Origin of the sequence: Frateuria sp. Soil773 (assembly GCF_001428405.1) — a bacterium.
Lineage (GTDB): Bacteria > Pseudomonadota > Gammaproteobacteria > Xanthomonadales > Rhodanobacteraceae > LMSL01.
Map to the genome: position 1 here is coordinate 26,348 of NZ_LMSL01000035.1, position 24,534 is coordinate 50,881.

A 24,534-nucleotide genomic window follows, 5' to 3' on the forward strand; every position below is an offset into this window, starting at 1 on the left:
TACGCGGGATCGGCGCCGGCAGCCATAGTGCTCCGCGCGGCGCGGGTTTTTCGTTACGCGCGGTGGATGGCGGCCAGCAGCCCGTCCTGCGCCGCCGGCACGGCGACGACGGGCCGGGGCGGCGCCGGGCGGACGGCACGCTGCGGCGCGTCCCGCAAGGGCGGCTGGCCGAACCAGGCCAGCGAGGACGCCAGCGCGGCCACTTCGCCCAGGATCAGCAGCGCCGGCGAACGCACCGCGTGCGCCGCGCCGCGCTCGGCCAGCTCCGCCAGCGTGCCGGTGACGACCCGCTGGTCGGCGCGCGAGCCGTTCTCAACCAGCGCGAACGGCGTCGAGGCCGCGCGCCCGTGCCCGAGCAGTCGTTCCTGCAACGTGCCCAGCTCGCCCACGCCCATGTACACCGCCAGCGTCTGCCGCTCCTGCGCCAGCGCGGCCCAATCCAGGGTGTCGTACGAGGCGCGGCAATGGGCGGTGACGAAACGCACCGACTGCGCGTGGTCGCGGTGGGTCAGCGGCACGCCGGCATAGGCGGCGCAGGCGACCGCGGCGGTGATGCCGGGCACCACCTCGTAGGGAATGCCGTGGTCGCGCAGGAACTCCAGTTCCTCGCCGCCGCGGCCGAACACGAACGGATCGCCGCCCTTCAGCCGCACCACCCGCCGACCGGCGCGGGCGTGCTCCAGCAGCAGCGCGTGGATGCCGTCCTGGGTGGTGTGGTGGTTGCCCGCCTGCTTGCCGACCTCGATCCGCTCGGCGTCGCGGCGGGCCAGCTCCAGCACCTCGGCGCTGACCAGCCGGTCGTGCAGGATCACGTCCGCCTCGTTCAGCGCGCGCAGCGCGCGCAGGGTCAGCAGGCCCGGATCGCCGGGGCCGGCACCGACCAGCACCACCGAGCCGCCCGGCTCCGCCGTGGCCGATGCCAGCGCCTTCTCGGCGGCCTGGCGCGCGGCCTGCGGCTGGCCCTGCCGCAGCAGCGCCGCGACCGGCCCGGTAAACAGGGTTTCGTAGAAGCGCCGCCGCGCCGCCGGCTCGGGATGGCGGATGCGGATGCGCTTGCGCAGCCTGGCGGCCAGCGCCGCCAGCGGGCCGAGCGAATGGTCGAGCAGGGTTTCCAGCCGCTCGCGCAGCAGGCGCGCCAGCATCGGTGCGTCGCCGCCGCTGGAGATCGCGACGGTCAGCGGCGCACGGTCGATCACTGCCGGCACGTGGAAGCTCGACAGCTCCGCGTCGTCCACCACGTTGACGAAGATCCGCCGCAATTCGGCGAGGGTCGCCACCAGGCGGTTCGTCTCGCGGTCGGACGTGGCGGCCACCACCAGCCAGACCCGGTCGAGCCAGCCGTCCTGGAACGGGTCGCCGCGATGCGCGATGCGCCCCTCGTCCACCCAGCGCTGCAACTGCGGCGTCAGCGTGTACGCATTCACCGTCACCTGCGCCTGCGCCGCCAGCAATGCGGCCACCTTGCGCTCGGCCACCGTGCCGCCCCCCACGACCAGCACGGCGCGACGGGAGAGGTGGGCGAACAGCGGATACAGCTTCATGACGACGGCAACCGGCACCAGCGCCGCAACAGCGCGGCCGGGTCACGCTACGAAGCGCCCCCCCGACCGGCAAATGATTTGTGCCGCGGCGCATATGCCATGGCGTTATGACCGCCGCACGCGGCGCGGCGCCGGCCACGGAAACGATTCGTTTCACTTGACACGATCAATGATTGGACGTATAGACGTCCGTTTATGCATATATCCATTTCATTCCGGGAAACCTTCCGCCGCCGCCACGAGGCGGCAGGCCTCCTTTCGGCACCCCCGATGGCGAATCGCATCCAGCGATGTACCCGTGCCCCGTCCGCGCGCCCGCCCACCGCCCACGAACGCCCACGAGCCTATCGCCATGACGCTGACCCAGCTTCGCTATCTCGTAGCCATCGCCGACTCCGGCCTCAACATCACGCTCGCCGCGGAGCGGGTCCACGCCACCCAGCCCGGCCTCAGCAAGCAGCTCAAGCAGCTTGAGGACGAGCTGGGCTTCCAGTTGTTCATCCGCAAGGGCAAGAGCCTCGACGCGGTGACCCATGCCGGCAGGCACGTGCTGGAGCGCGCACGCACGATCCTTGCCGAGGCTGCCAACATCCGCTCGATCGCCGCCAACCTGCGCAACGAGGCGCGCGGCGAGCTGCGCATCGCCACCACCCACACCCAGGCCCGCTTCGCCCTGCCCGTCGCGATCGGCGCGCTGGCGCAGAGCTACCCCCAGGTCAGCGTGCACCTGCAGCCGGGCCGCGACACCGAGGTGCTGGCGCAACTGGAGGCCGGCCGCGTCGACCTGGCGGTGATCAGCAGCGCCGGCGCCCCGCCCGCTTCCGGCATCGCGCTGCCGGCCTACCGCTGGCACCGCGTGATCGTGGCGCCGCAGGACCACCCCCTGGTCAGCGACGGGCAGCCGCCGTCGCTGGACGAGCTGGCCCTGCTGCCGCTGGTCAGCTACGAATCCTCGCTGAAGGCCGATTCCTCGCTGCGCCGCGCCTTCGACGCCGCCGACCTGCGCCCGCAGATCGCGATGACCGCCGGCGACGCCGACCTGATCAAGACCTACGTGCGCGCCGGCCTTGGCGTCGGCGTGCTGGCCGAGATGGCGATGCTGGAAAGCGACACCGACCTGCGCACGCTGCCGGTCGACCACCTGTTCCCGCAGTGCACGACCTGGATCGTGCTGCGGCGCGAAAGCGTGCTGCGCGAGTACGTGCTGGAGTTCATCACCCAGTTCGCGCCGCACCTCGACCGCCGCGACGTGGTCCGCGCGCTGGCTTCCGACACGCCGCCGACCGAATGGTCGGCGGTGCCGCACTGGCGGGAACGCCCGGCCATCCCGCAAGCGGATGTGGCCTGAGAGGGCCGTTCGCCCCAGAAGGCATCCTGTTTCGGGTGCCCGATCAGTGACCAAGAGGGCTTAGAACCTGCTCACGATCTATCCGGCAGTCCAACCACATCCTCGTCATTCCTTCCTGCTTCCTCGTCATTCCTGCGCAAGCGGGAATCCAGTGGCTTGGTGCTTCAAAGCTCAAAGACGCTGGATCCCAGCTTTCGCTGGGATGACGCTCGATGGGAAATGCCCGGAGATCGCGAACAAGGCTTGGGTATACGCAGGGTACTGGAGGCGGCGCCGCTACTGACGCGGGGAATCGCCGTCGACGCGTCAATGCCGACCTGCGGGCAAGTCGACAGGGCCTTTGGAGGCCATGTGGAGAAGACTTCAGCCGGAGGAAGGCTGCGGCATGGAGAGTACGAACCGCCACCCACGCCCTTGGTGTTCATAGGAATGTCCAGCGGCGCGCGCCACGGCTCCCGCGCCAGAATCTCGACGACGGCCGTGCCGTCGGCACGGCCGCGCAGTCGGCCGACCGCCTGCGCCATCGTGCAGCCGCACGCAGACAGCCACACTCCCCGGGCGCAAAGAAGCCCGGGCGTACTCGACCCGGGCTCCAGGCTCCATGCCATTCCCCCGTGCACGGAATCGTCCGTGCACGGGAGTCTCCCAACCTACGACGCGATCAGCCCCTTGTTGCGCAGCAGCGCCAGCACCTGCCGGGCCAGCGCGGCCGGCTCGACGGCCTCGCCGTCCAGCCGCAGTTCCGGCTGCTCCGGCACCTCGTACGGATCGCTGATGCCGGTGAACTGGGCGATCTTGCCGGCGCGGGCCTGCGCGTAGAGCCCCTTGCGGTCGCGCGCCTCGCACACTTCCAGCGCGGTATTGACGTGGATCTCCACGAAGTCGCCGTGCGCCTCCACCAGCGCGCGCGCCTCGGCCCGCGCGTCCGCATAGGGCGCGATCGGCGCGCAGATCGCGATGCCGCCGTGGCGCACGATCTCGCTGGCGACGTAGCCGATGCGGGTGACGTTGGCGGCGCGGTCCTCGCGCGAGAAGCCCAACCCGCGCGACAGGTGCTTGCGCACCTCGTCGCCGTCCAGCACAGTGACCGGACGGCTGGTGTGTTCCAGCAACTGCGCCACCACGGCCTGCGCGATGGTCGACTTGCCGGCGCCCGAGAGGCCGGTGAAGAACAGTGCGAAACCGCGCGGCGCGTTCACCGGATGGCGCTCGCGCAGGATCTTCACCACGTCGGGGAAGCTGAACCAGGCGGGGATCTCGGTGCCCTCGTGCAGGTGCTTGCGCAGCTGGGTGCCCGAGATGTCGCGCACCTCGTCCGACGGCGTCACCTCGGTCGACGGCAGATAGGCGTCGCGGTTGGCCGCATAGACCATCGCCGGGAACGGCACGATCTGGATGCCCAGCTCGGCCTGGTGCCGCTCCAGCAGCAACTGCGCATCGAACGGCCCGTAGAACGGCTGGCCGGTCGAATCCTTGCCCGGGCCGGCGTGGTCGCGCCCCACGATGAAGTGGCTGGCGCCGTGGTTCTTGCGGATGATCGCGTGCCACAGCGCCTCGCGCGGGCCGCCCATGCGCATCGCCAGCGGCAGCAGCGACAGCTTCACGCTGTCGGCCGGGTACTGCGGCAGCAGCGCGCGGTAGCAGCGCACGCGGGTGTAGTGGTCGACGTCGCCCGGCTTGGTGCGGCCCACCGAGGGCTGGATCAGCAGCTTCGCGCCGACCTGCTGCGCCGCGCGCAGGGTCAGCTCGCGGTGCGCGCGGTGCATCGGGTTGCGCGTCTGGAACGCCACGATCCGGCTCCAGCCGTTGGCGGCGAACCATTCGCGCAGGCTGCGCGGGGTGTCGCGCAGTTCGCCGAAGTCGTAGTGCGCCGGCCGCTGGATGCCGCGGACGCGCCCGCCCAGCGCCACCGGCAGGGTCCGGTCGAGCAGTTCGGCCACGCCCGGGTGCAGGCGGTCGGTGCTGCCGAAGACGCGCTTGGCCTCGTGCAGGCGGTCGGGCCAGTAGATGTCCTGCACTTCCAGCACCGCCAGCGGCACGCCCTGGCTGTCGCGCAGGGCGACTTCGTCGCCCTCGTTCAGGGTGGCGGCGAAGGCCTCGCTCACGTCCAGGGTGATCGGGATCGGCCATAGGGTGCCGTCGGCCAGGCGCAGTTCCTCGACCACGCGCTGGTAGTCGTCGCGGCCGAGGAAGCCTTCCAGCGGCGAGAACGCGCCGCTCAGCAGCAGCTCCAGGTCGCACAACTGGCGGGTGTTGAGGTCCACGCCCGGCAGCCGGGCGCTGCGCTGCTTCAGCGCCTCGGCCTCGGCGGCGGGCAGGTACAGTTCCTTCAGCACGCCGCCGTGCGGGGCGATCAGGCCGTCGTCGGGAACGATGTCGGGGTTCGAAGCAAGCGCAGTCTGGCTCATGGCAGTGGAGTTCCGGTCGGGAGTGAGGAAGCCATCGCGGGCGATGGCGGATGGCTTACGCGATGCTGTGCAGTCCGCATTCGCGCTTGAGCCCGAAGAAGCGGGTGTCCTCGGCGTCCATGCCCGGCTCCCAGCGGTGGCTGGTATGGGTGTCGCCGATGGAGAGGTAGCCCTGGTGCCACAACGGGTGGTACGGCAGGTCGTGGCGGGCGAGGTACTGGCCGACGTCGCGGTCGCTCCAGTCGGCCAGCGGGTGGAACTTCCAGCGGCCGTGCCGGTATTCGGCGAAGTCGATCGCCGCGCGGCTGCGCGACTGGCCGCGCCGCAGCCCGGCGTACCAGGCGGCCACGTCCAGCTCGGCCAGCGCACGCTGCATCGGCTCGACCTTGCGCATTTGGTTGTAGCGGTCGAGCCCTTCCACGCCCTGCTCCCAGAGCCGTCCATGGCGCGCTTCCATCCAGGCGGGGCTGAGCGGCGAGCGGTAGACCTTCAGGTTCAGCGCAAGCCGCTCGGTCAACTCGTCGACAAAGCGATAGGTCTCGGGAAACAGGTAGCCGGTATCGATCAGCACCACCGGCAGTTGCGGCCGCTGGCGCGTCACCATGTGCAGCGACACCGCCGCCTGCGCGCCGAAGCTGGACGACAGCACGTGCTCGCCCGGGATGTGCTCCAGCGCCCAGGCCACGCGCTGCTCGGCGTCGAGCCGGGCGAGCGCGGCGTTCAACGCCGCCAGTGCGCGCGGCTCGTGCGGCTCCTGTGCCAGTCGCACCGCGTTCATGCGACCACCCCGGCCGGGATGCGCCGCGCCGGCGCCGGCACGAGGATCCCGCTGCGCAGCAGGAAGTCGCCGAAGCCCTCGTGCTCCGCGCGCTCGGCGGCATAGCGGGCGAACAGCGGGTCGAGCGCCTCGAGGATCGCCGCCTCGTCCACGTTCTCGCGGTACGTTTGGTTCATCCGCTGGCCGACGAAGTCGGCGCCCAGGCGCAGGTCGTAGCGCCCCGGGCCGCGCCCGACCAGGGCGATCTCACCCAGGTAGGGCCGCGAGCAGCCGTTCGGGCAGCCGGACAGGCGCAGCAGGATCGGCGCGTCGAGCAGGCCATGGTGTTCCAGCCGCGCTTCGAGCCTGCCGAGGATCGTCGGCAGGTAGCGCTCGCTCTCGGCCATCGCCAGGCCGCAGGTGGGCAGCGCGACGCAGGCGATGGCGTGGCGGCGGATCGCGCTCTGCTGGCGGTAGCCGTCCATGCCGTGCGCGGCGACGATGGCGTCGATGCGCGCCCGGTCGGCCGCTTCCACGTCGGCGACGATCACGTTCTGATTGCAGGTGAGGCGGAAATCGCCGGTATGGACCTTCGCCAGTTCGCGCATGCCGGTGAGCAGGCGCTGCTCGCCGCGGTCCAGCAGGCGCCCGGACTCGATATGCAGTGTCAGGTGCCAGCGGCCGTCCTCGCCTTCCAGCCAGCCGTAGCGGTCGCCGTTGTGGTCGAAGCGGAACGGCCGCGCGGGCCGCAGGGCGAAGCCCAGGCGGCGCTCCAGCTCGGCCTTGAACGCATCGGTGCCGCGGTTGTCCAGGGTGTACTTCAGGCGCGCGTGCTTGCGCTGGACGCGGTCGCCCCAGTCGCGCTGGATGGCGATGACCTGCTCGGCCGCCTCGCGCAACTGCCCGGGCGTGACGAAGCCGATCACCTCGGCCAGCCGCGGATAGGTGGACGGATCGCCATGGGTGGCGCCCATGCCGCCGCCGATGGCGAGGTTGAAGCCGGCCAGCGCGCCGCCCTCGCGGATCGCGATCAGGCCAAGGTCCTGGGCGAACACGTCGATGTCGTTGAGCGGCGGGATCGCCATGCCGATCTTGAACTTGCGCGGCAGGTAGGTCCTGCCGTACAGCGGCTCGGGCTCCGCCTCGCCCACCAGCTTCTCGCCGTCCAGCCACAGCTCGTGGTAGGCGGTGGTCTGCGGCGCCAGCTCCGCCGACAGCCGGGCGGCCCAGTCGTAGGCCTCGGCGTGCGCCGAGGACTGCTGCGGCAGCGGCGTCGCCACCACGTTGCGCAGCACGTCGCCGCAGGCGGCGATGGTGCTGGCCATGGCGTGGTTGATCGCCGCGATGGTGGGTTTGAGATCGCGCTTGAGGATGCCGTGCCACTGGAAGGTCTGGCGCGTGGTGATGCGCAGGCCGCTGCTGGCGTAGTCGCAGGCAAGCCGGTCGAACACCAGCCATTGCGCCGGCGTGACCACGCCGCCGGGCAAGCGCGCGCGCAGCATGAAGGCGTACAGCGGCTCCAGCTTCTGCTTGCGGCGCTCCTCGCGCAGGTCGCGGTCGTCCTGCTGGTAGCTGCCGTGGAACTTCAGCAGCTTGGTGTCGGCTTCCGCGATGCTCCCGGTGACCGTGTCGGCCAGCCCTTCGGCGATGGAGCCTCGCAGTTGCCGGCTGTTTTCCTTGATGTATTCGAGTTCGGAGAGCTTGGCGGCCATGTCAGTACACGTCGCGGGCGTAGCGGCCCTGGGTCAGCAGGTCGGCGAGCCATGCCTTGGCTTCGTCGGGGGAAAGTCCGCCGTGGGTGGCGGCGATGTCGATCAGGGCGGCATGGACGTCCTTGGCCATGTGGGCGGAATCGCCGCAGACGTAGAGATGGGCGCCGTCCTTCAGCCAGGCGTACAGCTCGGCGCCGCGCTCGCGCAGGCGATGCTGCACGTAGGCCTTGTCGGCCTGGTCGCGCGAGAACGCCAGGTCGAGCCGATGCAGCGCGCCGTCCTTCAGCGCCTGCTGCCACTCCACCTGGTAGAGGAAGTCGCTGGTGAAATGCCGGTTGCCGAAGAACAGCCAGTTGCGCCCGCTCGCGCCGCTCTCCCGGCGCTCCTGCACGAAGGCGCGGAACGGCGCCACGCCGGTGCCCGGGCCGATCATGACGATGTCGCGCGAGCCGTCGGCCGGCAGCCGGAAGCGCTCGTTCGACTCGATGAAGACCGGCACCTTGCCGTCCTCGTCGGCGGCGGCGAGGAAGGTGGACGCCGCGCCCCAGTGCGTGCTGCCGTGCGCCTCGTAGTCGACCACCGCCACGGTCAGGTGCACTTCCTCGCCGACCGCCTTCTGGCTGGAGGCGATCGAGTACAGCCGCGGCGCCAGCGGCCGCAGCGCGGCCAGCAGCACCTCGGGCTGCCACGGCGCCGGGTGGCGGCGCAGCAGGTCGATCGGCTGGTCGTTGGCCAGCAGCACGGCCAGCTCGGCGGACTGCTCGGGCCGCAGCACGCGGGCCAGCGCCTCGTCCCCGCTGACCGCGGCCAGCGCCACGATGAACGGGCGGCCGAGCCGGGTGATCTCGCGCTCGCGCTCCAGCCATTGCCGCAGCGGCAGCGTGCGCCCTTGGTGGGCCACTTCCTTCGCACCGTCCAGGCGCAGCGCGTCGAGCCACTGCGCGACCAGCGCCGGCGGGTTGCGCGGCCACACGCCGAGCGCGTCGCCCGGCTGGTAGTGCAGGCCGGAGCCTTCCAGCGACAGCTCGACGTGGCGCACGTCGCGCAGGCTGTCGCGCGCCACGATGCGCTGGTTGGCCAGCACGGCGGCGGCGAACGGCTGCTCGCGGGAATGGCTGCTGCGCGGCACCGCGTGCAGCGGGGGAACCCGCGCCGGCTGTGCCGGCTGCCCGGCCTGCTTCAGCAACTCGCGCGCCTGCTCCAGCGCCCGCTCGGTCCACGGCTCGGAGACCGGCTCGATCTCCACGTCCGCCTCGCCGAAGTCGGCGAAGCGGCTGCCGCCCAGCTCGGCGAGGCGGGCGTCGAGCTGGCGCCCGATGGTGCAGAACTGCGGGTAGCTCGAATCGCCCAGCCCGAGCACGGCGAACTGCAGCGAGGGCAGCCTGGGCGCGCGCTTGCCGGCGATGAAGTCGAACAGGCCGCGGGCGTCGTCCGGCGGCTCGCCGTCGCCCTGGGTGCTTATGACCACGACCAGGTGGCGCTCCTGCGCCAGCTCGCGCTGCGGGTAGGCGTCGGCGCGCAGCAGCCGCAGCGGCAGTCCCGCCGCCTCGCCGCGCCGGGCCAGTTGCTCGGCGATGCGCTTGGCGTTGCCGGTCTGGCTGCCGTAGACGATGGTCAGCCGCGCCGCCGCGGCCTTGCCGGCGGCGGCAGGAACCGTGCCACCCGGCTGCGCCTGTGCCGCCAGCGACGCGCTCCAGGCGGCCACCCAGTAAAGCTGGGCCGGGGTCAGCCCTTCCAGTCCCTGCGCCAACTGGGCAAGCCGGCCCGGCTCGATGGCAACCGCCGGAAGCTCCGGCACGACGACAGCATTCACACTCGAATCCTTTGGACGTCCATACGTCTTACCGTCCAAACATAGACTCCGGGCCGGAAACGGCAAAAGGATGTGTCGGAATGTGCATATGCCGACACCTTATTTCCGCGTTAAATCGCGCCGCCAGATACTCGCTGCCCCTGCGCCACGCACGGATGCCAGCCCCGCAATGACGCCGCTTCCCGAATTCCTGACCTTCGTCGCCGTCGGCGCGTTCGCGCAACTGGTGGACGGCGCGCTGGGCATGGCTTATGGCGTGGCCTCGGCCGCGATGCTGCTCGGCCTGGGCCTGCCGCCGGCGGCGGCGAGCGCCAGCGTGCACTACGCGGAGACCTTCACCTGCGGCGCCTCCGGCCTGAGCCACCTGGCCGCCGGCAACGTGCGGCGGCGGCTGTTCTGGGCCCTGGTCGTGCCCGGGGTGGTCGGCGCGACGCTCGGCGTCTACGTGGTCAGCCACGTGCCGGCGGACTGGATGCGGCTGGCGCTGACGCCCTACCTGCTCGGCATGGGCCTGTTCCTGCTGTTGCGCGGCCGGCGCAGCGGCAGGCAGCCGGACGACCACGTACCGCGCGCCACCCGCCCGCTCGGGTTGCTGGCCGGTTTCGCCGATGCGGTCGCCGGCGGCGGCTGGAGCGCGCTCACCGTGACCACCCTGGTCGCCCGCGGCGCCACGCCGCGCACCGTGATCGGCACCGTGCACCTGGCCAAGTGCGTGGTCAGCGCCGCCGCCAGCGCCGGCTTCCTGTGGCACGTGGGCGCCACGCACGGCCTGGCCGTGCTGGGGCTGATCGTCGGGGGCGTGCTCGCCGCCCCGCTGGGCGCCCTGTTCGCCAGGCGCATGCCGGCACGGGCGGCGACGCTGCTGGCGGCCATCGCGGTGCTGGGCCTTGGGCTCAACAATGTGCTGAAGGCTCTGCATTAAGAAAGGCACAACCCATCCGCCAGCCTGGCACCTGCCCACCAGCCCGGTCTTTGCCATTCCGGCAAACACCCGTCATACCGGCATTAGCTCACCATCTTGGCACTGGCTCGTCATCCCAGCGGAAGCTGGGATCCAGTGCCTTCCGTCCTGAAAACTAAAGGCGCTGGATTCCTGCTTGCGCAGGAATGACGGGCAAAAAGCGGATTACCCCGCACCTCTTATATTCCCGCCTCCTACCTATGTAGCCACCGTCTATATAGCCACCATCACACGTATCGCGGCCGCCGCGCGCCGCTACAATGCGCGGATGACCAAGCCCGCCCCCTTTCCCATCGAAGTCCGCGGTTCCGCCAGGCAGCCGCTGGGCATGCCGCCGGCGCAGTTCCTGCGCGACTACTGGCAGAAGCGCCCGCTGCTGATCCGCAATGCCTTTCCTGGCTTCGTGCCGCCGGTCGAGCCGGACGACCTGGCCGGGCTGGCCTGCGAGGACGGCGCACTGTCGCGCCTGATCGTCCACGACGAAAAGCGCGACCGCTGGACGGTGAAGACCGGCCCGCTGGCCGAGGCCGACTTCGCCGGGACGCCGCCGGGGAACTGGACCCTGCTGGTGCAGGACGTGGACAAGTGGGACGCGGACGTGGCGCAGTTGCTGGAACACTTCCGCTTCCTGCCGAGCTGGCGGGTGGACGACGTGATGGTCTCCTACGCCGAGCCGGGCGGCGGCGTCGGCGCGCACGTGGACCAGTACGACGTGTTCCTGCTGCAGGGCCTGGGCCAGCGGCACTGGGCGATCAGCACCGACCCGGACGCGCCGAAGGACTTTCGCCCGGACATCGAGCTGAAGCAGTTGGCGCAGTTCGAGCCCACCCACGAATGGCTGCTGGAACCCGGCGACATGCTCTACCTGCCGCCCGGCGTGCCGCACGACGGCGTCGCCTTCGGCGGCCCCTGCATGACCTTCTCGGTGGGCATGCGCGCGCCGTCGCAGGCGGAGCTGACCGGCGACCTGGCCGACTACCTCGCCGAACGCCTGTCCGAGGAACAACGCTACGCCGACCCCGACCTGGCGCCGGCCCGTGCCGCCGGCGAGATCGACAAGGCCGCGCTGGCCCGCCTGAAAAGCGCCCTGCCGTTCGCCGTGGCGCTGGACGAGGCCAGCCTGCGCGACTGGTTCGGCCGCTTCATCACCCGCTACCGCAATGCGCAGGCGCCGGTGCCGCTCGACAAGCCGTTGACCGCGGCCGCCCTGCGCAGGCAGCTCGACGCCGGCGCGCACCTGTTGCGCCACCCCTGGTCGCGCATGGCCTGGAGCCGCGGCAAGGACGGCGCCACCTTGTATGCATGCGGCCACGCCTACCCCGCGACGCCGGCGCTGGCCGAGGCCCTGTGCGGACAGCGTGCCTACGCCGGCGGCCACGACCATTCCGACGCCGAGGCCGGCACGCTGCTGGCATTGGTCAACGACGGCCACCTCCTGCCGCACAAGCCGCGGCGCCGCTGAATCCGGAGCCCCGCCTGGACCGCGAACCCGCCACCGCCCCGCTGCCGGAACGCGTGCCGCTGCCGGCCGGCGACCGCACCGAAGTGGCTGCCGCGCGGCTGCACCTGCTGCGCGCGGCACGGCACCGGCTGGACCTGTACCTGCCGCAACTGGCCGGCGGCGACTACGGCAGCGCCGAGGAACTCGCCCAGTGGCGGCGCGTCGCCACCTCCGGCCGCGGCGCGCAAATCCGCATCCTGCTGCACGACCCGGCGGGCGCCTTGCGCGACGGCCATCGGCTGGTCGCGCTGGCGCAGCGCCTGCCCAGCGCGCTGCAGATCCGCGTGCCGGTGGAAGATGCGGACCTGGCCTATGCCTCGGCCTACCTGCTCAACGATGCCGGCGGCTACCTGTTCCTGCCCGAGGCCACCCGCCCGCAGGGACGCGCCGCCGACGGCGACCGCGCCGCGCAGGCTCCTCTGCGGCAGCACTTCGAGGAAGTGTGGGAACGGTCGATGCGCGCCACCATGCTGCAGCCGCTCGACCTGTAGCGGCGTAACTGAACGCAAGCCGGCTCGCCATCGCAACCCGCGCGCGCGATGACCGCGCTGCGCAAAACGCGCCAGATCGCCATGCCCGGCGAATCCGGCCGCACCGTCGCTCGAATCCGGCGCACCGGTCTCGACTTTGGTCGGATGCTTTGGCTTGCCGCGCCGCAGCAGCCAAGGGCTATAATCGTTAAGATTATATCCAGCCCGCTGCCCGCCTTCGCTCAGACGGGCAGCCAAGCCTCCCTTCCCTGCCGGTGGTGACGTGAGCACAAATCTGATTCGCGAGTTTTTCGAGTCTTCCCAACTCGCCGGCGGCAACGCCGATTATGTCGAACAGCTTTACGAATCCTGGCTGGCCGACCCCGCGTCGATCCCCGCCGACTGGGCCAACTACTTCCAATCCTTCAAGGGCCGCGAAGCCGGCGACGTGCCGCATTCGGCCGTGATCGCCCGCATCGAGGCCGCGCAGAAACAGCGCCACTACGCCGCCGCGGCCGGCCCGGTCGACGACGCCCATGCGCGCAAGCAGGCCGGCGTGCTGCGCCTGCTCACCGCCTACCGTTCGCGCGGCCACCTCGCCGCCGACCTCGATCCGCTCGGCCTCGCCCACAAGATGGAGGCGCCGGACCTGGGCCTCGCCTTCCACGGCCTGTCCGACGCCGACCTCGACACCGAATTCGACTGCGGCACCTATGCCGGCGGCGGCCAGCGCCTGAAGCTGCGCGACCTGCTCGCCCGCCTCAAGAAGGTGTACGCCGGCACCATCGGCGCCGAGTTCATGTACATCAGCAACCATGAGCAACGCAGCTGGATCTACAGCCGCCTCGAACAGGCCAACGGCAGCGCCGGCCTGGACAAGGCAGGCAAGCAGCGCGTGCTCGACGGCCTCACCGCCGCCGAGGGCCTGGAGCGCTACCTGCACACCAAGTACGTCGGCCAGAAGCGCTTCTCGCTGGAAGGCGGCGACTCGCTGATCCCGATGGTGGACGACGTGGTCCGCGCCGCCGGCGACAACGGCATCAAGGAGCTGGTGATCGGCATGGCCCACCGCGGCCGCCTCAACGTGCTGGTCAACATCCTGGGCAAGCCGCCGAAGACGCTGTTCAACGAGTTCGAAGGCAAGTTCGAGCATCCGGACGACCCGGCCCATTCCGGCGACGTGAAGTACCACATGGGCTTCTCCGCCGACGTCAAGACGCCCAAGGGCGGCGTGCACGTGGCGCTGGCGTTCAACCCCTCGCACCTGGAGATCGTCAACCCGGTGGTGGCCGGCTCGGTGCATGCGCGCCAGGTCCGCCGCGGTGACGGCGAGCACACCCAGTCGATGGCCGTGCTGGTGCACGGCGACGCGGCGCTGGCCGGCCAGGGCGTGAACATGGAACTGTTCAACATGTCGCAGGCGCGCGGCTTCAAGATCGGCGGCAGCCTGCACATCGTGGTGAACAACCAGGTCGGCTTCACCACCTCCAACCCGCAGGACGCGCGCTCCACGATGTACTGCACCGACCTGGCCAAGATGGTCAACGCGCCGGTGTTCCACGTGAACGGCGACGACCCGGAAGCGGTGATCGAGGTGACCCGCCTCGCCTACGAGTTCCGCAAGACCTTCCGCAAGGACGTGGTGATCGACCTGGTCTGCTACCGCCGCCACGGCCACAACGAGGCCGACGAGCCGTCGGCGACGCAGCCGGTGATGTACCAGATCATCCGCAAGCGCCCGACCACCCGCGACCTCTACCAGCAGCAGCTGGTCAAGGAAGGCGTGCTGGCCGACGGCGAGGCGGCGAAGCAGTTCGACGCCTACCGCGACCGGCTGGAAACCGGCGACACGATGACCGAGCTCGACCCGTCGCTGGCCAAGGACATGCAGGTCGACTGGTCGCGCTTCCTCGGCGGCAAGCTGTCCAGCCCGGTCGATACCGGCGTGCCGAAGCAGAAGCTGGTCGAACTGGCCCATCGCATCCTCGACCTGCCGAAGGACCTGACGCTGCAGCCGCGCGTGGCGAAGATCTACGACGACCGCCGCAAGATGGCCAGCGGCGAGCTGCCGGGCGACTGGGGCTTCGCCGAGAACCTGGCCTACGCCACCCTGATCGACGACGGCCACAACCTGCGCCTGGTCGGCCAGGATTCCGGCCGCGGCACCTTCTTCCACCGCCACGCCGTGCTGCACGACCAGAAGGACGGCCACACCTACATGCCGCTGGCCACCGTGCGCGACGGCGCCGACGTCGAGGTGATCGACTCGCTGCTCAGCGAAGAGGCGGTGATGGCGTTCGAGTACGGCCACGCCACCACCGATCCGGACACCCTGCACATCTGGGAAGCGCAGTTCGGCGACTTCGCCAATGGCGCGCAGGTGGTGATCGACCAGTTCATCAGCTCCGGCGAATCGAAGTGGAACCGCCTGTGCGGCCTGGCGCTGTACCTGCCGCACGGCTACGAGGGCCAGGGCCCGGAGCATTCCTCCGCCCGCCTCGAGCGCTTCCTGCAACTGTGCGCGATGGACAACATGCAGGTGTGCGTGCCGACCACGCCGGCGCAGGACTTCCACATGATCCGCCGGCAGATGCTGCGCCCGGTGCGCAAGCCGCTGATCGTGATGACGCCGAAGTCGCTGCTGCGCCACAAGCTGGCCGTCTCCAGCCTGGACGAGCTGGCCGCCGGCCGCTTCCAGTTGGTGATCGGCGAGCACCGCGAGCTGGCGGCCAAGAAGGTCAAGCGCGTCGTGCTGTGCGCCGGCAAGGTCTACTACGACCTGCTGGAGGAAGCCGAGAAGCGCGGCCTGGCCGACGTGGCGATCGTGCGCGTCGAGCAGCTCTATCCGTTCCCGCGTCCCGAGGTCGCCGCCGAGCTGGACAAGTACCCCTCCGCCAAGGAAGTGGTCTGGTGCCAGGAAGAGCCGATGAACCAGGGCGCCTGGTTCCAGATCCGCCACCATCTGCAGGCCTGCGTCGGCAGCAAGCGCAGCCTCTCCTACGCGGGGCGCGCGCGCTCGCCGGCACCGGCGGCCGGCCACCTCAACACCCATGTCGCCGAACAGGCGGCGCTCGTCGAGCAGGCGCTGGTCGCGCCGGTCGGCACCGACCATTCCGCTGAATAAAGAGACTCCAGGAAAATTCCCATGTCCATCGAAGTCAAAGTCCCTGTCCTGCCCGAGTCCGTTTCCGACGCCACCATCGCCACCTGGCACAAGAAGGCCGGCGACGCGGTGAAGCGCGACGAGAACCTGGTCGACCTCGAAACCGACAAGGTGGTGCTGGAAGTGCCCTCGCCGGTCGACGGCGTGATCAAGGAGATCAAGCAGGACACCGGCGCCACGGTGAACAGCCAGCAGGTGATCGCGATCATCGAGGAAGGCGCCGCCGCGCCGGCCCCGGCGCCCGCCGCGGAAGCGCCCAAGGCCGCTGCCGCCCCTGCTCCGGCTCCGGCCGCCGCGCCGAAGGCCGCCGCAGGCAACGCCGACCTCTCGCCGGCCGGCCTGCGCGTCGCCACCGAGCAGAACATCGACGCCTCCAAGGTCGCCGGCACGGGCCGCGACGGCCGCGTCACCAAGGAAGACCTGGTCAACTACGGCAAGGGCGGCAGCGCCGCCGCCGCGCCGGCCGCCAAGCCGACCCCGGGCGCGCGTCCGGAAGAGCGCGTGCCGATGACCCGCATGCGCGCCAAGATCGCCGAGCGCCTGATGCAGTCGAAGAACTCGATCGCCATGCTCACCTCGTTCAACGAGGTGAACCTGGCCGAGGTCGTGAAGATGCGCAAGTCGCTGGGCGAGCAGTTCCAGAAGACCCACGGCATCAAGCTCGGCTTCATGAGCTTCTTCGTGAAGGCCGCCGCGGAGGCGCTCAAGCGCCACCCGATCGTCAACGCCTCGGTCGACGGCAACGACATCATCTATCACGGCTACCAGGACATCTCGATCGCCGTGTCCACCGACAAGGGCCTGGTGACGCCGGTGCTGCGCGACGTGCAGGACATGGGCTTCGCCGAGATCGAACAAGGCATCGCCGACTACGCCAAGAAGGCGCGCGACGGCAAGCTGAGCCTGGACGACCTGCAGGGCGGCACCTTCACCATCACCAACGGCGGCACCTTCGGCTCGCTGCTCTCCACCCCGATCGTCAACCCGCCGCAGAGCGCCATCCTCGGCATGCACACGATCAAGGAACGCGCCATCGTCGAGAACGGCCAGGTGATCGCCGCGCCGATGATGTACATCGCCATCAGCTACGACCACCGCATCATCGACGGCAAGGATGCGGTGCTGTTCCTGGTCGACATCAAGGACCAGCTGGAGAACCCGCAGCGGATGTTGCTGGGGCTCTGAGCCCCGGCAACATCCGGGATTCGGGATTGGGGATTCGGGATTCGGAAAAGCGCCGCACCTAGCGACGCTCACGAACCGCCGCTCCCACCGGATCCTGCACGATATTCGGGACTCGCCGCAGCGCCGCACGCCTTCGGCTTTTGCGAATCCCGAATCCCCAATCCCGAATCCCGCAGTGAGCGAATGAAATGAGCGAAAAATTCGACGTCATCGTCATCGGCGCCGGCCCCGCCGGCTACGTGGCCGCGATCCGCGCCGCGCAACTGGGCCTGAAGACCGCCTGCGTCGACGCCTTCACCGGCAAGGACGGCAAGCAGGCGCTTGGCGGCACCTGCCTCAACGTGGGCTGCATCCCGTCCAAGGCGCTGCTGGATTCCTCGCGCCAGTTCTGGAACATCGCGCACAACTTCCCGGTGCACGGCATCAGCGTCGACAATCCGAAGGTCGACATGGCGACCTTCATCGGCCGCAAGGACAAGATCGTCAAGCAGTTCACCGGCGGCATCGGCCAGTTGTTCAAGGCGAACAAGGTCACCGCGTTCTACGGCAAGGGCAAGCTGCTCGGCCGTGGCAAGGATGGCGGCAACGAAGTCGAGATCACCGGCAGCGACGGCGCCAGGCAGACCATCAGCGCCGCCAACGTGATCCTCGCCTCCGGCTCGGTGCCGATCGAGCTGCCGTTCGCCAAGTTCGACGGCAAGGCGATCGTCGACAACGCCGGCGCGCTGGACTTCACCGAGGTGCCCAAGCGCCTGGGCGTGATCGGCGCCGGCGTGATCGGCCTGGAGCTGGGCAGCGTGTGGAAGCGCCTCGGCGCCGAGGTCACCATCATCGAGGCGCTGCCGGAATTCCTGGCCGCCGCCGACGCGGACATCGCCAAGATCGCCGCCAAGGAGTTCGCCAAGCAGGGCCTGTCGATCAAGCTCAACGCCAAGCTCAACAAGGCCGAGGCGAAGAAGGACGGCGTCCACCTCACCTACACCGACAAGGACGGTGAGCAGAGCCTGGTCGTCGACAAGCTGCTGGTCGCCGTGGGCCGCCGCGCCTACACCGACGGCCTGCTGGCCGAGAACGCCGGCGTGAAGCTGGACGAACGCGGCCGCATCGTGGTGGACGAGCACAACCACACCGGCGTGGACGGCGTATGGGCGATCGGCGACGCCGTGCGCGGCCCGATGCTGGCGCACAAGGGTTCCGAGGAAGGCGTCGCGGTGGCCGAATGGATCGCCGGCAAGGCCGGCCACATCAACTACGACACGATTCCGTGGGTGATCTACACCGAACCGGAGATCGCCTGGGCCGGCAAGACCGAGAGGGAACTGAAGGATGCCGGCATCCCCTACAAGGTCGGCACCTTCCCGTTCGCCGCGATCGGCCGCGCCGTCGCCATGAACGAGGCCGTCGGCCAGGTGAAGATGCTCGCCCACGCCGAGACCGACCGCCTGCTCGGCGTGCACATGGTCGGCCCGGGCGTTTCCGAGCTGATCGCCGAGGCCGTGGTGACGATGGAGTTCAAGGGCTCCGCCGAGGACCTCGCCCGCATCGTCCACGCCCACCCGACCCTGTCCGAAGCCGTGCACGAGGCCGCGCTGTCGGTCGACAAGCGCGCCATCCACAAGGGCAACTGACCGCCCGCGGCAGCGAGCATGCGGCCCGCTTGTGGCGACACGGCGGGCCGTTTGTTTTCCTGGTACGCCGATGCACTCCGTACCGTCATTCCGGCGAAAGCCGGAATCCAGCGCCTTCGGTAGCCATCGCAAAAGCCCCTGGATTCCGGCTTTCGCCGGAATGACGACTTCCCAGCCCAACGACTAGACCCCCGACATGCCCCAACCTACGGCCATTTGCGTCTACTGCGGCTCCAGCAGTGGCGGTTCCCCCGAGTACGCCGAACAGGCGCGCGCCTTCGGCGCGGCGCTGGCGCGACGGGGCATCGACCTGGTCTACGGCGGCGGTAAGGTCGGCCTGATGGGCACCGTGGCCGACGCGGTGCTCGCCGGCGGCGGCAAGGTGGTCGGGGTGATCCCGCGCCAGTTGGTCGAGCTCGAGGTGGCCCACCCGGGCCTCACCGAGCTGGTGACGGTCGAGACCATGCACCAGCGCAAGACCCGCATGTACGAGCTGTCCGACGCCTTCGTCGCCCTGCCCGGCGGCTTCGGCACCATGGACGAGATGTTCGAGATGCTGACCTGGGCCCAGCTCGGCCTGCACCGCTATCCCTGCGCCTTCCTCGACGTGCGCGGCTACTACGGCGGGCTGCGCGCGATGATGGACCACATGGTGGCCGAGGGCTTCGTGCGCGCCGGCCAGCGCGACAGCGTATGGTTCGGCGAATCGATGGACGGCCTGTTCGACTGGATGGCCGGCTACGATGGCGGCAATGCGTCCCGCGTGATCGGCCCGGCCAGCATCCGGGCCTGAGGAGAGGAACCCGAGATGACGACTTTCCGTGCCTTCCGCATCCACGACGACGACGCCGGCTACCGCGCCGGCATCGAGCGGATGCCCGCCGACGCGCTCTCGCCCGGCGAGGTGCTGGTCAAGGCCGCCTGGTCCTCGGTCAACTACAAGGACGCCCTGGCCGGCACCGGCAAGGGCAAGATCCTGCGCCGGTTCCCGCTCAACGGCGGGATCGACGTGGCCGGCCACGTGGCCGCCTCGGCCGACCCGGCCTTCCGCGAGGGCGACGCGGTGCTGTGCACCGGCAGCGGCCTGTCCGAGACGCGCGACGGCGGCTATGGCGAATACGTGCGGCTTGACGCGCGCTGGACGATCCCGCTGCCCGCCGGCCTCGGCCTGCGCGAAAGCATGATCCTCGGCACCGCCGGCTTCACCGCCGCGCTGGCCCTGCTGCGCATGCAGGACAACCGGCAGGCGCCCGCGCTCGGCCCGATCGCGGTGACCGGCGCCAGCGGCGGCGTGGGCATGCTCGCCATCGACATCTTCGCCCGTGCCGGCTACGAGGTGCACGCGATCAGCGGCAAGGCCGACCACTTCGACTTCCTGCGCGGCCTGGGCGCCAGCGCCTGCATCGACCGCCACCAGCTCGCCTTCAGCGGCAAGCCGATGGAGTCGGCCCGCTTCGGCGGCGCGCTGGACAACGTCGGCGGCGCGATGCTGGCCGGCCTGCTGCCGCAGATCGCCCCCTACGGCAACGTGGCGATCTGCGGCAACGCCGGCGGCATCGCCTTCGACAGCACCGTCATGCCCTTCATCATCCGCGGCGCCAGCCTGCTCGGCATTGCCTCGGCCGGCACCGACCGCGCGATCCGTGAGGCGGTCTGGCAGCACCTGGCGAGCGACTGGAAGCCTCGCCACCTGGACTGCATCGCCACCCGCGAGATCGGCCTGGACGACCTGCACGGCACCTTCGCCCGCATGCTCGCCGGCGACTCCTTCGGCCGCACCGTGGTGCGCCTCGGCGAAGCGGCCTGACCGCCGCAGCTTGGAAGCGCCGCAGGCGCGGCTTAGAATCCACCTGAACCACAAGGGAACCACCATCTCATGGCACGCATCCTGATCGTCGACGATTCACCGTCCCAACTGCTGGGCCTCAAGCGCATCGTCGAGAAGCTCGGCCATGAGGCCCTTACCGCGGAAGACGGCGCGGCAGGCGTCGAGGTGGCGCGCCGCGAACGGCCCGACCTGATCCTGATGGACGTGGTGATGCCCAACCTCAACGGCTTCCAGGCCACCCGCACGATCAGCAAGGACCCGGACACCGCGCACATCCCGGTAGTGCTGGTGACCACCAAGGACCAGGAAACCGACAAGGTGTGGGGCATGCGCCAGGGCGCGAAGGCCTACGTGACCAAGCCGATCAAGGAAGAAGAACTGGTGGTCACGCTGAAGGACCTGCTGCCGGCCTGAGCCAGCGGCCGGTCCCCACGCATCCGCGACGACGGCGCCCGGGAGGCGCCGTTGCTGTATGGAGAACCTGGCAAGGGACGCCTGCCCGGGAGGCGCCACGGGCGGCGAGGCTGGCCATGTCCGACGCGCACCGCGGCAGCCACGCATGAAGCCCTGACCGGCCGGCCTTCGCCCGGCAGGAATTTTCGACTTCGGCATGCCGGGTACGCGCCACCGTACGCGACGCGCTCCCAGCGGACCGGAAGATCATCCGCCCGCCAGGCGCCGCTTTTCTTCGGTACTCCTCGGCATGCGCGCGCGGCACCTACTGCCGCGGATCGAACCCCGGGAACTGCCCGCGCAGGGCCTCGTAGGCGGCGCGCTGCGCGTCGCTGTCCGGCGCGGGCGCGCGGATGGAGATTTCCACCAGTTGGTCGCCCGGATGCGCGCCCGGCATGCCGCGACCTTTCAGGCGCAGCTTGCGGCCGGACTGCGAGCCGGCGGGAATGCGCAGGTCGACCGTGCCGGCCAGCGTCGGCACCGGCACCGTGGCGCCGAGCGCGGCTTCCCACGGCGCCACCGGCAGGACGTGCAGCACGTTGCGGCCGTCCAGCCTGAACCGCACATCGTCGCGGATGCCCACCTCGAGCAGCAGGTCGCCGCTCGGTCCGCCGGCGGAGCCCGGATGGCCCTGGCCGGACAGGCGGATCACCTGGCCCGGCTGGATGCCGGCGGGGATCTTCACCTCCAGCACCCGCTCGCCGCCGTTGCCGTCGTGCAGCGCCAGGCGCGTGCGGCCGCCGTCGAAGGCGGTCTGCAGGTCGATCTGCACCTGCGCCTGCACGTCGCGGCCGCGGCGCGAGCGCGGCTGCCCGTGCGAACCGCCGCCGGCGCGGCCGAACAGGCTCTCGAAGAAATCGCTGAAATCCCCGTTGCCGCTGTCGCCGAAATCGAAGCCCTGCCCCTGGCCCTGGCCCCAGCCCGGCGGCGGCCGGAACTGCTCGCCCTGGCGGTAGCCGCCGGCGCGCACCTGGTCGTAGGCACGGCGCTTCTCCTTGTCGCGCAGCACCTCGTTGGCCTCGTTGACGGCCTTGAACTTCTCCTCGGCACCGGCTTCCTTGTTCTTGTCCGGATGGTATTGCCGCGCCAGCTTGCGGTAGGCCGCCTTGATCTCGGCCTCGCTGGCCTCCGGCTTCACGCCGAGGATGTCGTAATAATCTTTGAACTCCACTCAGCTCTCCCTCGCGCTGGCTGGGCAAAAGGCACGGCCCGCGGCGGATCATCGTCCGCCACGGGCCAACCGCATGCAAGGCGACCGGTCAGCCGGCGTTGATGGCGATGCGGCGCGGCGCGGCCTGCGCCTTCTTCGGGATCGAGATCTCCAGCACGCCGTGGCGGCCGGTGGCGGTGATGCCCTCGGCGTCGGCCGTGTCCGGCAGCGCAAAACGCCGGTGGAAGGCGCCGCGCGCCCGCTCCACGCGATTGAAGCGGCTGCCCTGCACAGGCGCCTCGGCCTGCCGTTCGCCCTTGATGGTGAGGACGCCCTTGTCCATGCTCACGTCGATCAGCGCCGGATCGACGCCCGGGATGTCGGCGAGGATCACGAAGCGATGCTCGTCCTCGCGGATGTCCACGTGCGGCGCCCACTGGCCGGCGGCCGCGGCCGCGCTTTCGCCCTGGCCCTGCGACTCCGGCGCGAAGAAGCGGTCGAACGCATGGCGCACGTCCTGCGGGAACACGCGCGCGGAGTGCCAGGTCGGGTTGCGGTAAAGGCTCATCGTCTGTTTTCCTCGAAAAGTTGCGGCAGCGGCGCCGCTTGCCAAGGAAAGTAGGTACGGACGCCGGCGATTCAAGGCGACAACGCCCGCCGCCGCGGTTTAGCATCCGCCGGATGCCCATCCTTCAGGTTTCGAGCCCATGACCATACAGACCGGCCAGTCCCTGCCCGACGTCGAGATCGCCGTGATCGACGGCGACGACGAAGTCCGGCGCCAGCGCACCGCCGAACTGTTCGCCGGCCGCAAGGCGGTGCTGTTCGCCGTGCCCGGCGCGTTCACCCCGACCTGCTCGAGCAAGCACCTGCCCGGCTACGTGGCGCACTTCGAGGACTTCCGCGCACGCGGCATCGAGGTGTTCTGCATGGCGGTCAACGACGCCTTCGTGATGAAGGCATGGGCCACGGCCCAGCAGGTGCCGCCGGGGCTGAAGATGCTGGCGGACGGCAATGCCAGCTTCACCCAGGCGCTGGGCCTGGAGCTGGACGGCAGCGCCTACGGCATGGGACTGCGCGCGCGCCGCTTCGCGCTGTACGCCGAGGACGGCGTGGTGCGCCAGTTGCACGTGGAAGCGCCGGGCGAGTTCCGCGTCTCCGGTGCGGAGGCGATGCTGGCGGCCCTGGCAGGCGCCTGAATCCACGAACGCGAACGCCCGGCCATGGCCGGGCGCAACGTCGTGCCTGCCGCAGGAGCAGGCAATGGTCGCCGGACGGACGGCCTGCCGAATGACAGGCCGCCCGGGGGCACCTAACGCCCCGCTCCTTCGGCTGGCGCGCTGCTACAAGTCCACGCCGAAGCCGATGCCGGCCGAACTTTCCGAACCGCTCGCGGTGGCGCCGAAGCTGATCCGCGTACGCTCGCCCAGCGGCGCGCCGTAGCCCACCGAGAGCGCCGAACGGCCGCCGGAGAAACCCACGCCCGCCGCCAGCCGGCCGCTGCCGCTGGCGCCGGCGGCGTTGATCGCCATCTGCGTGGAGGCCGCACCCATCGCGTTGACGCGGTCGATCCGCGCATCCACGGCGCGGAAGCGCCGGTCGACCTCGCCGCGCAGCCGGTCGAACTGCCAGTTGGCCTCGGCGACGCGCTTGTCGGTATAGCTCTTGGCGCTGTTGAGCGTGGTCACCGCATTGGCGTCGGTGTACGCCTTGCCCTGCGCGATCGCGTCCTGCACGCCGGCGTCGAGCTGGGCCACGTTCGCCGCGTCGGTGCCGGCGGTGCCGGCCGCCACGTTGACGATGCGCCGCTGCTGCGAGGCATTGCCCACCGAGACGGTATCGGCCTGGTCGGCCACCGAGCCCTGACCCAGCGCCACCGCACCGGCGGCGGTGGCCTTGCTGCCCTGGCCCAGGGCGGTGCCCGAGGCTGCGCTCACCGAGGCACCCTCGCCCACCGCGACCGCGTTGGTGGCGGCGGCGGTCACGCTGCTGTTAGCGCCCACCGCCGTGCTGCCGTCGGCGGCGACCCTGGCGTTTCCGCCGATCGCCGTATCGTTGGGGCCGGCCGCATAGCTGTCGCCGCCGACCGCGGTGCCGTGGTCGCCGCCCGCGTTCGCCCCGGAGCCCACGGCCACGCCCCTGGAACCGGCGGAAACGCTCGCGTCGTCGCCGCTGCCGGCGCCGTCGGTGGCCACGTGGCGGTTGCCGCCGCCGACGCCCTGGTCCACCTGGCTCTGCAACGCATCGATGCTGGAGAACGCCCGGCTCAATGCTCCGTCCAGCGCACTGAAGGCGCCGCCGATGCTGCCGTAGGTATCGCCCTGGACCGCGAAGCCGGGAAGAACCATCGAACCGCCGGCCTGCAGCGCGGCGCCGCCGCCGATGATCCCGAGCAGGTCGTCGACCTGGCCCACGGTCGCCGCATCGCTCAGCACGTTGCTGGCACGCAGGTTGCCGATCCGGGTGCCGCCGTTGCCGGCAAGCGTCAGTTGCTCCTTGTCCGTATCGTCGTAGGCCACCGCCAGCGGATTGCTGCCGCCGCCGACCCCGGCGATCGCCAGGTCCAGCTGCGCCCGGTTCACCGCATCGGTCGCGTCCGTGCCGGCGGCGACGTTC

The 24,534-nt window shown here is 70.4% G+C and carries 18 protein-coding genes and 1 pseudogene; 11 read left to right on the top strand and 8 right to left on the bottom strand.

Annotation, left to right across the window (positions count from 1 at the left end; all coding sequences use genetic code 11):
- Positions 1 to 53 precede the first annotated feature (53 nt).
- Entirely contained in the window at positions 54 to 1,541 is a 1,488-nt protein-coding gene (gene cysG / locus ASG87_RS11300) for a siroheme synthase CysG (protein WP_056004923.1), read from the bottom strand.
- Positions 1,542 to 1,893: 352 nt separating this feature from the next.
- Here cysG and ASG87_RS11305 point away from each other — a divergent pair, with 352 nt between their 5' ends.
- On the top strand, positions 1,894 to 2,889 hold the full coding sequence (locus ASG87_RS11305) for a LysR substrate-binding domain-containing protein (protein WP_056004925.1): 996 nt from the start codon (positions 1,894 to 1,896) through the stop codon (positions 2,887 to 2,889).
- Between the two features lie 650 nt (positions 2,890 to 3,539).
- Here ASG87_RS11305 and ASG87_RS11310 read toward each other — a convergent pair.
- Genes ASG87_RS11310 through ASG87_RS11325 form a run of 4 tightly spaced genes read right to left on the bottom strand, consistent with a single transcriptional unit; the run spans position 3,540 to position 9,579 of the window.
- Entirely contained in the window at positions 3,540 to 5,297 is a 1,758-nt protein-coding gene (locus tag ASG87_RS11310; protein ID WP_056004927.1) for a bifunctional sulfate adenylyltransferase/adenylylsulfate kinase, read from the bottom strand.
- A 55-nt stretch (positions 5,298 to 5,352) separates the two neighbouring features.
- Positions 5,353 to 6,075, bottom strand: coding sequence for a phosphoadenylyl-sulfate reductase (locus tag ASG87_RS11315; protein WP_056004929.1), 723 nt, complete (start codon positions 6,073 to 6,075; stop codon positions 5,353 to 5,355).
- Entirely contained in the window at positions 6,072 to 7,766 is a 1,695-nt protein-coding gene (cysI, locus tag ASG87_RS11320; RefSeq protein WP_056004931.1) for an assimilatory sulfite reductase (NADPH) hemoprotein subunit, read from the bottom strand. The genes ASG87_RS11315 and cysI overlap by 4 nt, the downstream gene beginning before the upstream one ends.
- A 1-nt stretch (position 7,767) precedes the next feature.
- On the bottom strand, positions 7,768 to 9,579 hold the full coding sequence (locus ASG87_RS11325; protein WP_082582920.1) for an assimilatory sulfite reductase (NADPH) flavoprotein subunit: 1,812 nt from the start codon (positions 9,577 to 9,579) through the stop codon (positions 7,768 to 7,770).
- 169 nt (positions 9,580 to 9,748) lie between these two features.
- On the opposite strand from ASG87_RS11325, the gene ASG87_RS11330 reads away from it, so the two are divergent.
- From ASG87_RS11330 to pilH, 9 genes are all read left to right on the top strand, one after another.
- Complete coding sequence (locus ASG87_RS11330) at positions 9,749 to 10,501, top strand: sulfite exporter TauE/SafE family protein (protein ID WP_056004935.1); 753 nt, start codon at positions 9,749 to 9,751, stop codon at positions 10,499 to 10,501.
- A 307-nt stretch (positions 10,502 to 10,808) separates the two neighbouring features.
- Entirely contained in the window at positions 10,809 to 12,002 is a 1,194-nt protein-coding gene (locus ASG87_RS11335; protein WP_056004937.1) for a cupin domain-containing protein, read from the top strand.
- A gap of 53 nt (positions 12,003 to 12,055) precedes the next feature.
- Entirely contained in the window at positions 12,056 to 12,532 is a 477-nt protein-coding gene (locus tag ASG87_RS11340) for a hypothetical protein (RefSeq protein ID WP_235499630.1), read from the top strand.
- Between the two features lie 262 nt (positions 12,533 to 12,794).
- Positions 12,795 to 15,635 (top strand): 2-oxoglutarate dehydrogenase E1 component, encoded by a 2,841-nt coding sequence (locus ASG87_RS11350; RefSeq protein WP_056004941.1) that lies wholly within the window; start codon positions 12,795 to 12,797, stop codon positions 15,633 to 15,635.
- A gap of 21 nt (positions 15,636 to 15,656) precedes the next feature.
- A complete protein-coding gene (gene odhB, locus ASG87_RS11355) occupies positions 15,657 to 16,859 on the top strand; it encodes a 2-oxoglutarate dehydrogenase complex dihydrolipoyllysine-residue succinyltransferase (RefSeq protein ID WP_056004943.1) in 1,203 nt (400 codons plus the stop codon).
- Positions 16,860 to 17,047: 188 nt separating this feature from the next.
- On the top strand, positions 17,048 to 18,487 hold the full coding sequence (lpdA, locus tag ASG87_RS11360) for a dihydrolipoyl dehydrogenase (protein WP_056004944.1): 1,440 nt from the start codon (positions 17,048 to 17,050) through the stop codon (positions 18,485 to 18,487).
- Positions 18,488 to 18,683: 196 nt separating this feature from the next.
- Positions 18,684 to 19,280 (top strand): TIGR00730 family Rossman fold protein, encoded by a 597-nt coding sequence (locus ASG87_RS11365; RefSeq protein ID WP_056004946.1) that lies wholly within the window; start codon positions 18,684 to 18,686, stop codon positions 19,278 to 19,280.
- Positions 19,281 to 19,295: 15 nt separating this feature from the next.
- The gene (locus tag ASG87_RS11370) at positions 19,296 to 20,294 is read left to right on the top strand and encodes a YhdH/YhfP family quinone oxidoreductase (protein ID WP_056004949.1); all 999 of its coding nucleotides are present in this window, start codon (positions 19,296 to 19,298) and stop codon (positions 20,292 to 20,294) included.
- Positions 20,295 to 20,363: 69 nt separating this feature from the next.
- Complete coding sequence (gene pilH / locus ASG87_RS11375) at positions 20,364 to 20,729, top strand: twitching motility response regulator PilH (RefSeq protein ID WP_056004951.1); 366 nt, start codon at positions 20,364 to 20,366, stop codon at positions 20,727 to 20,729.
- Between the two features lie 304 nt (positions 20,730 to 21,033).
- On the opposite strand, the gene ASG87_RS11380 is transcribed toward pilH, so the two are convergent.
- Complete coding sequence (locus ASG87_RS11380) at positions 21,034 to 21,939, bottom strand: DnaJ C-terminal domain-containing protein (RefSeq protein ID WP_056004953.1); 906 nt, start codon at positions 21,937 to 21,939, stop codon at positions 21,034 to 21,036.
- Positions 21,940 to 22,027: 88 nt separating this feature from the next.
- A complete protein-coding gene (locus ASG87_RS11385; RefSeq protein ID WP_056004955.1) occupies positions 22,028 to 22,486 on the bottom strand; it encodes an Hsp20/alpha crystallin family protein in 459 nt (152 codons plus the stop codon).
- A gap of 139 nt (positions 22,487 to 22,625) precedes the next feature.
- On the opposite strand from ASG87_RS11385, the gene ASG87_RS11390 reads away from it, so the two are divergent.
- Positions 22,626 to 23,117: a peroxiredoxin gene (locus ASG87_RS11390; RefSeq protein ID WP_056004956.1), complete on the top strand. Its 492-nt coding sequence runs from the start codon at positions 22,626 to 22,628 to the stop codon at positions 23,115 to 23,117.
- A gap of 144 nt (positions 23,118 to 23,261) precedes the next feature.
- On the opposite strand, the pseudogene ASG87_RS11395 reads toward ASG87_RS11390, so the two are convergent.
- Positions 23,262 to 24,534 (bottom strand): annotated as a pseudogene (locus ASG87_RS11395) (adhesin); the annotation flags it as partial.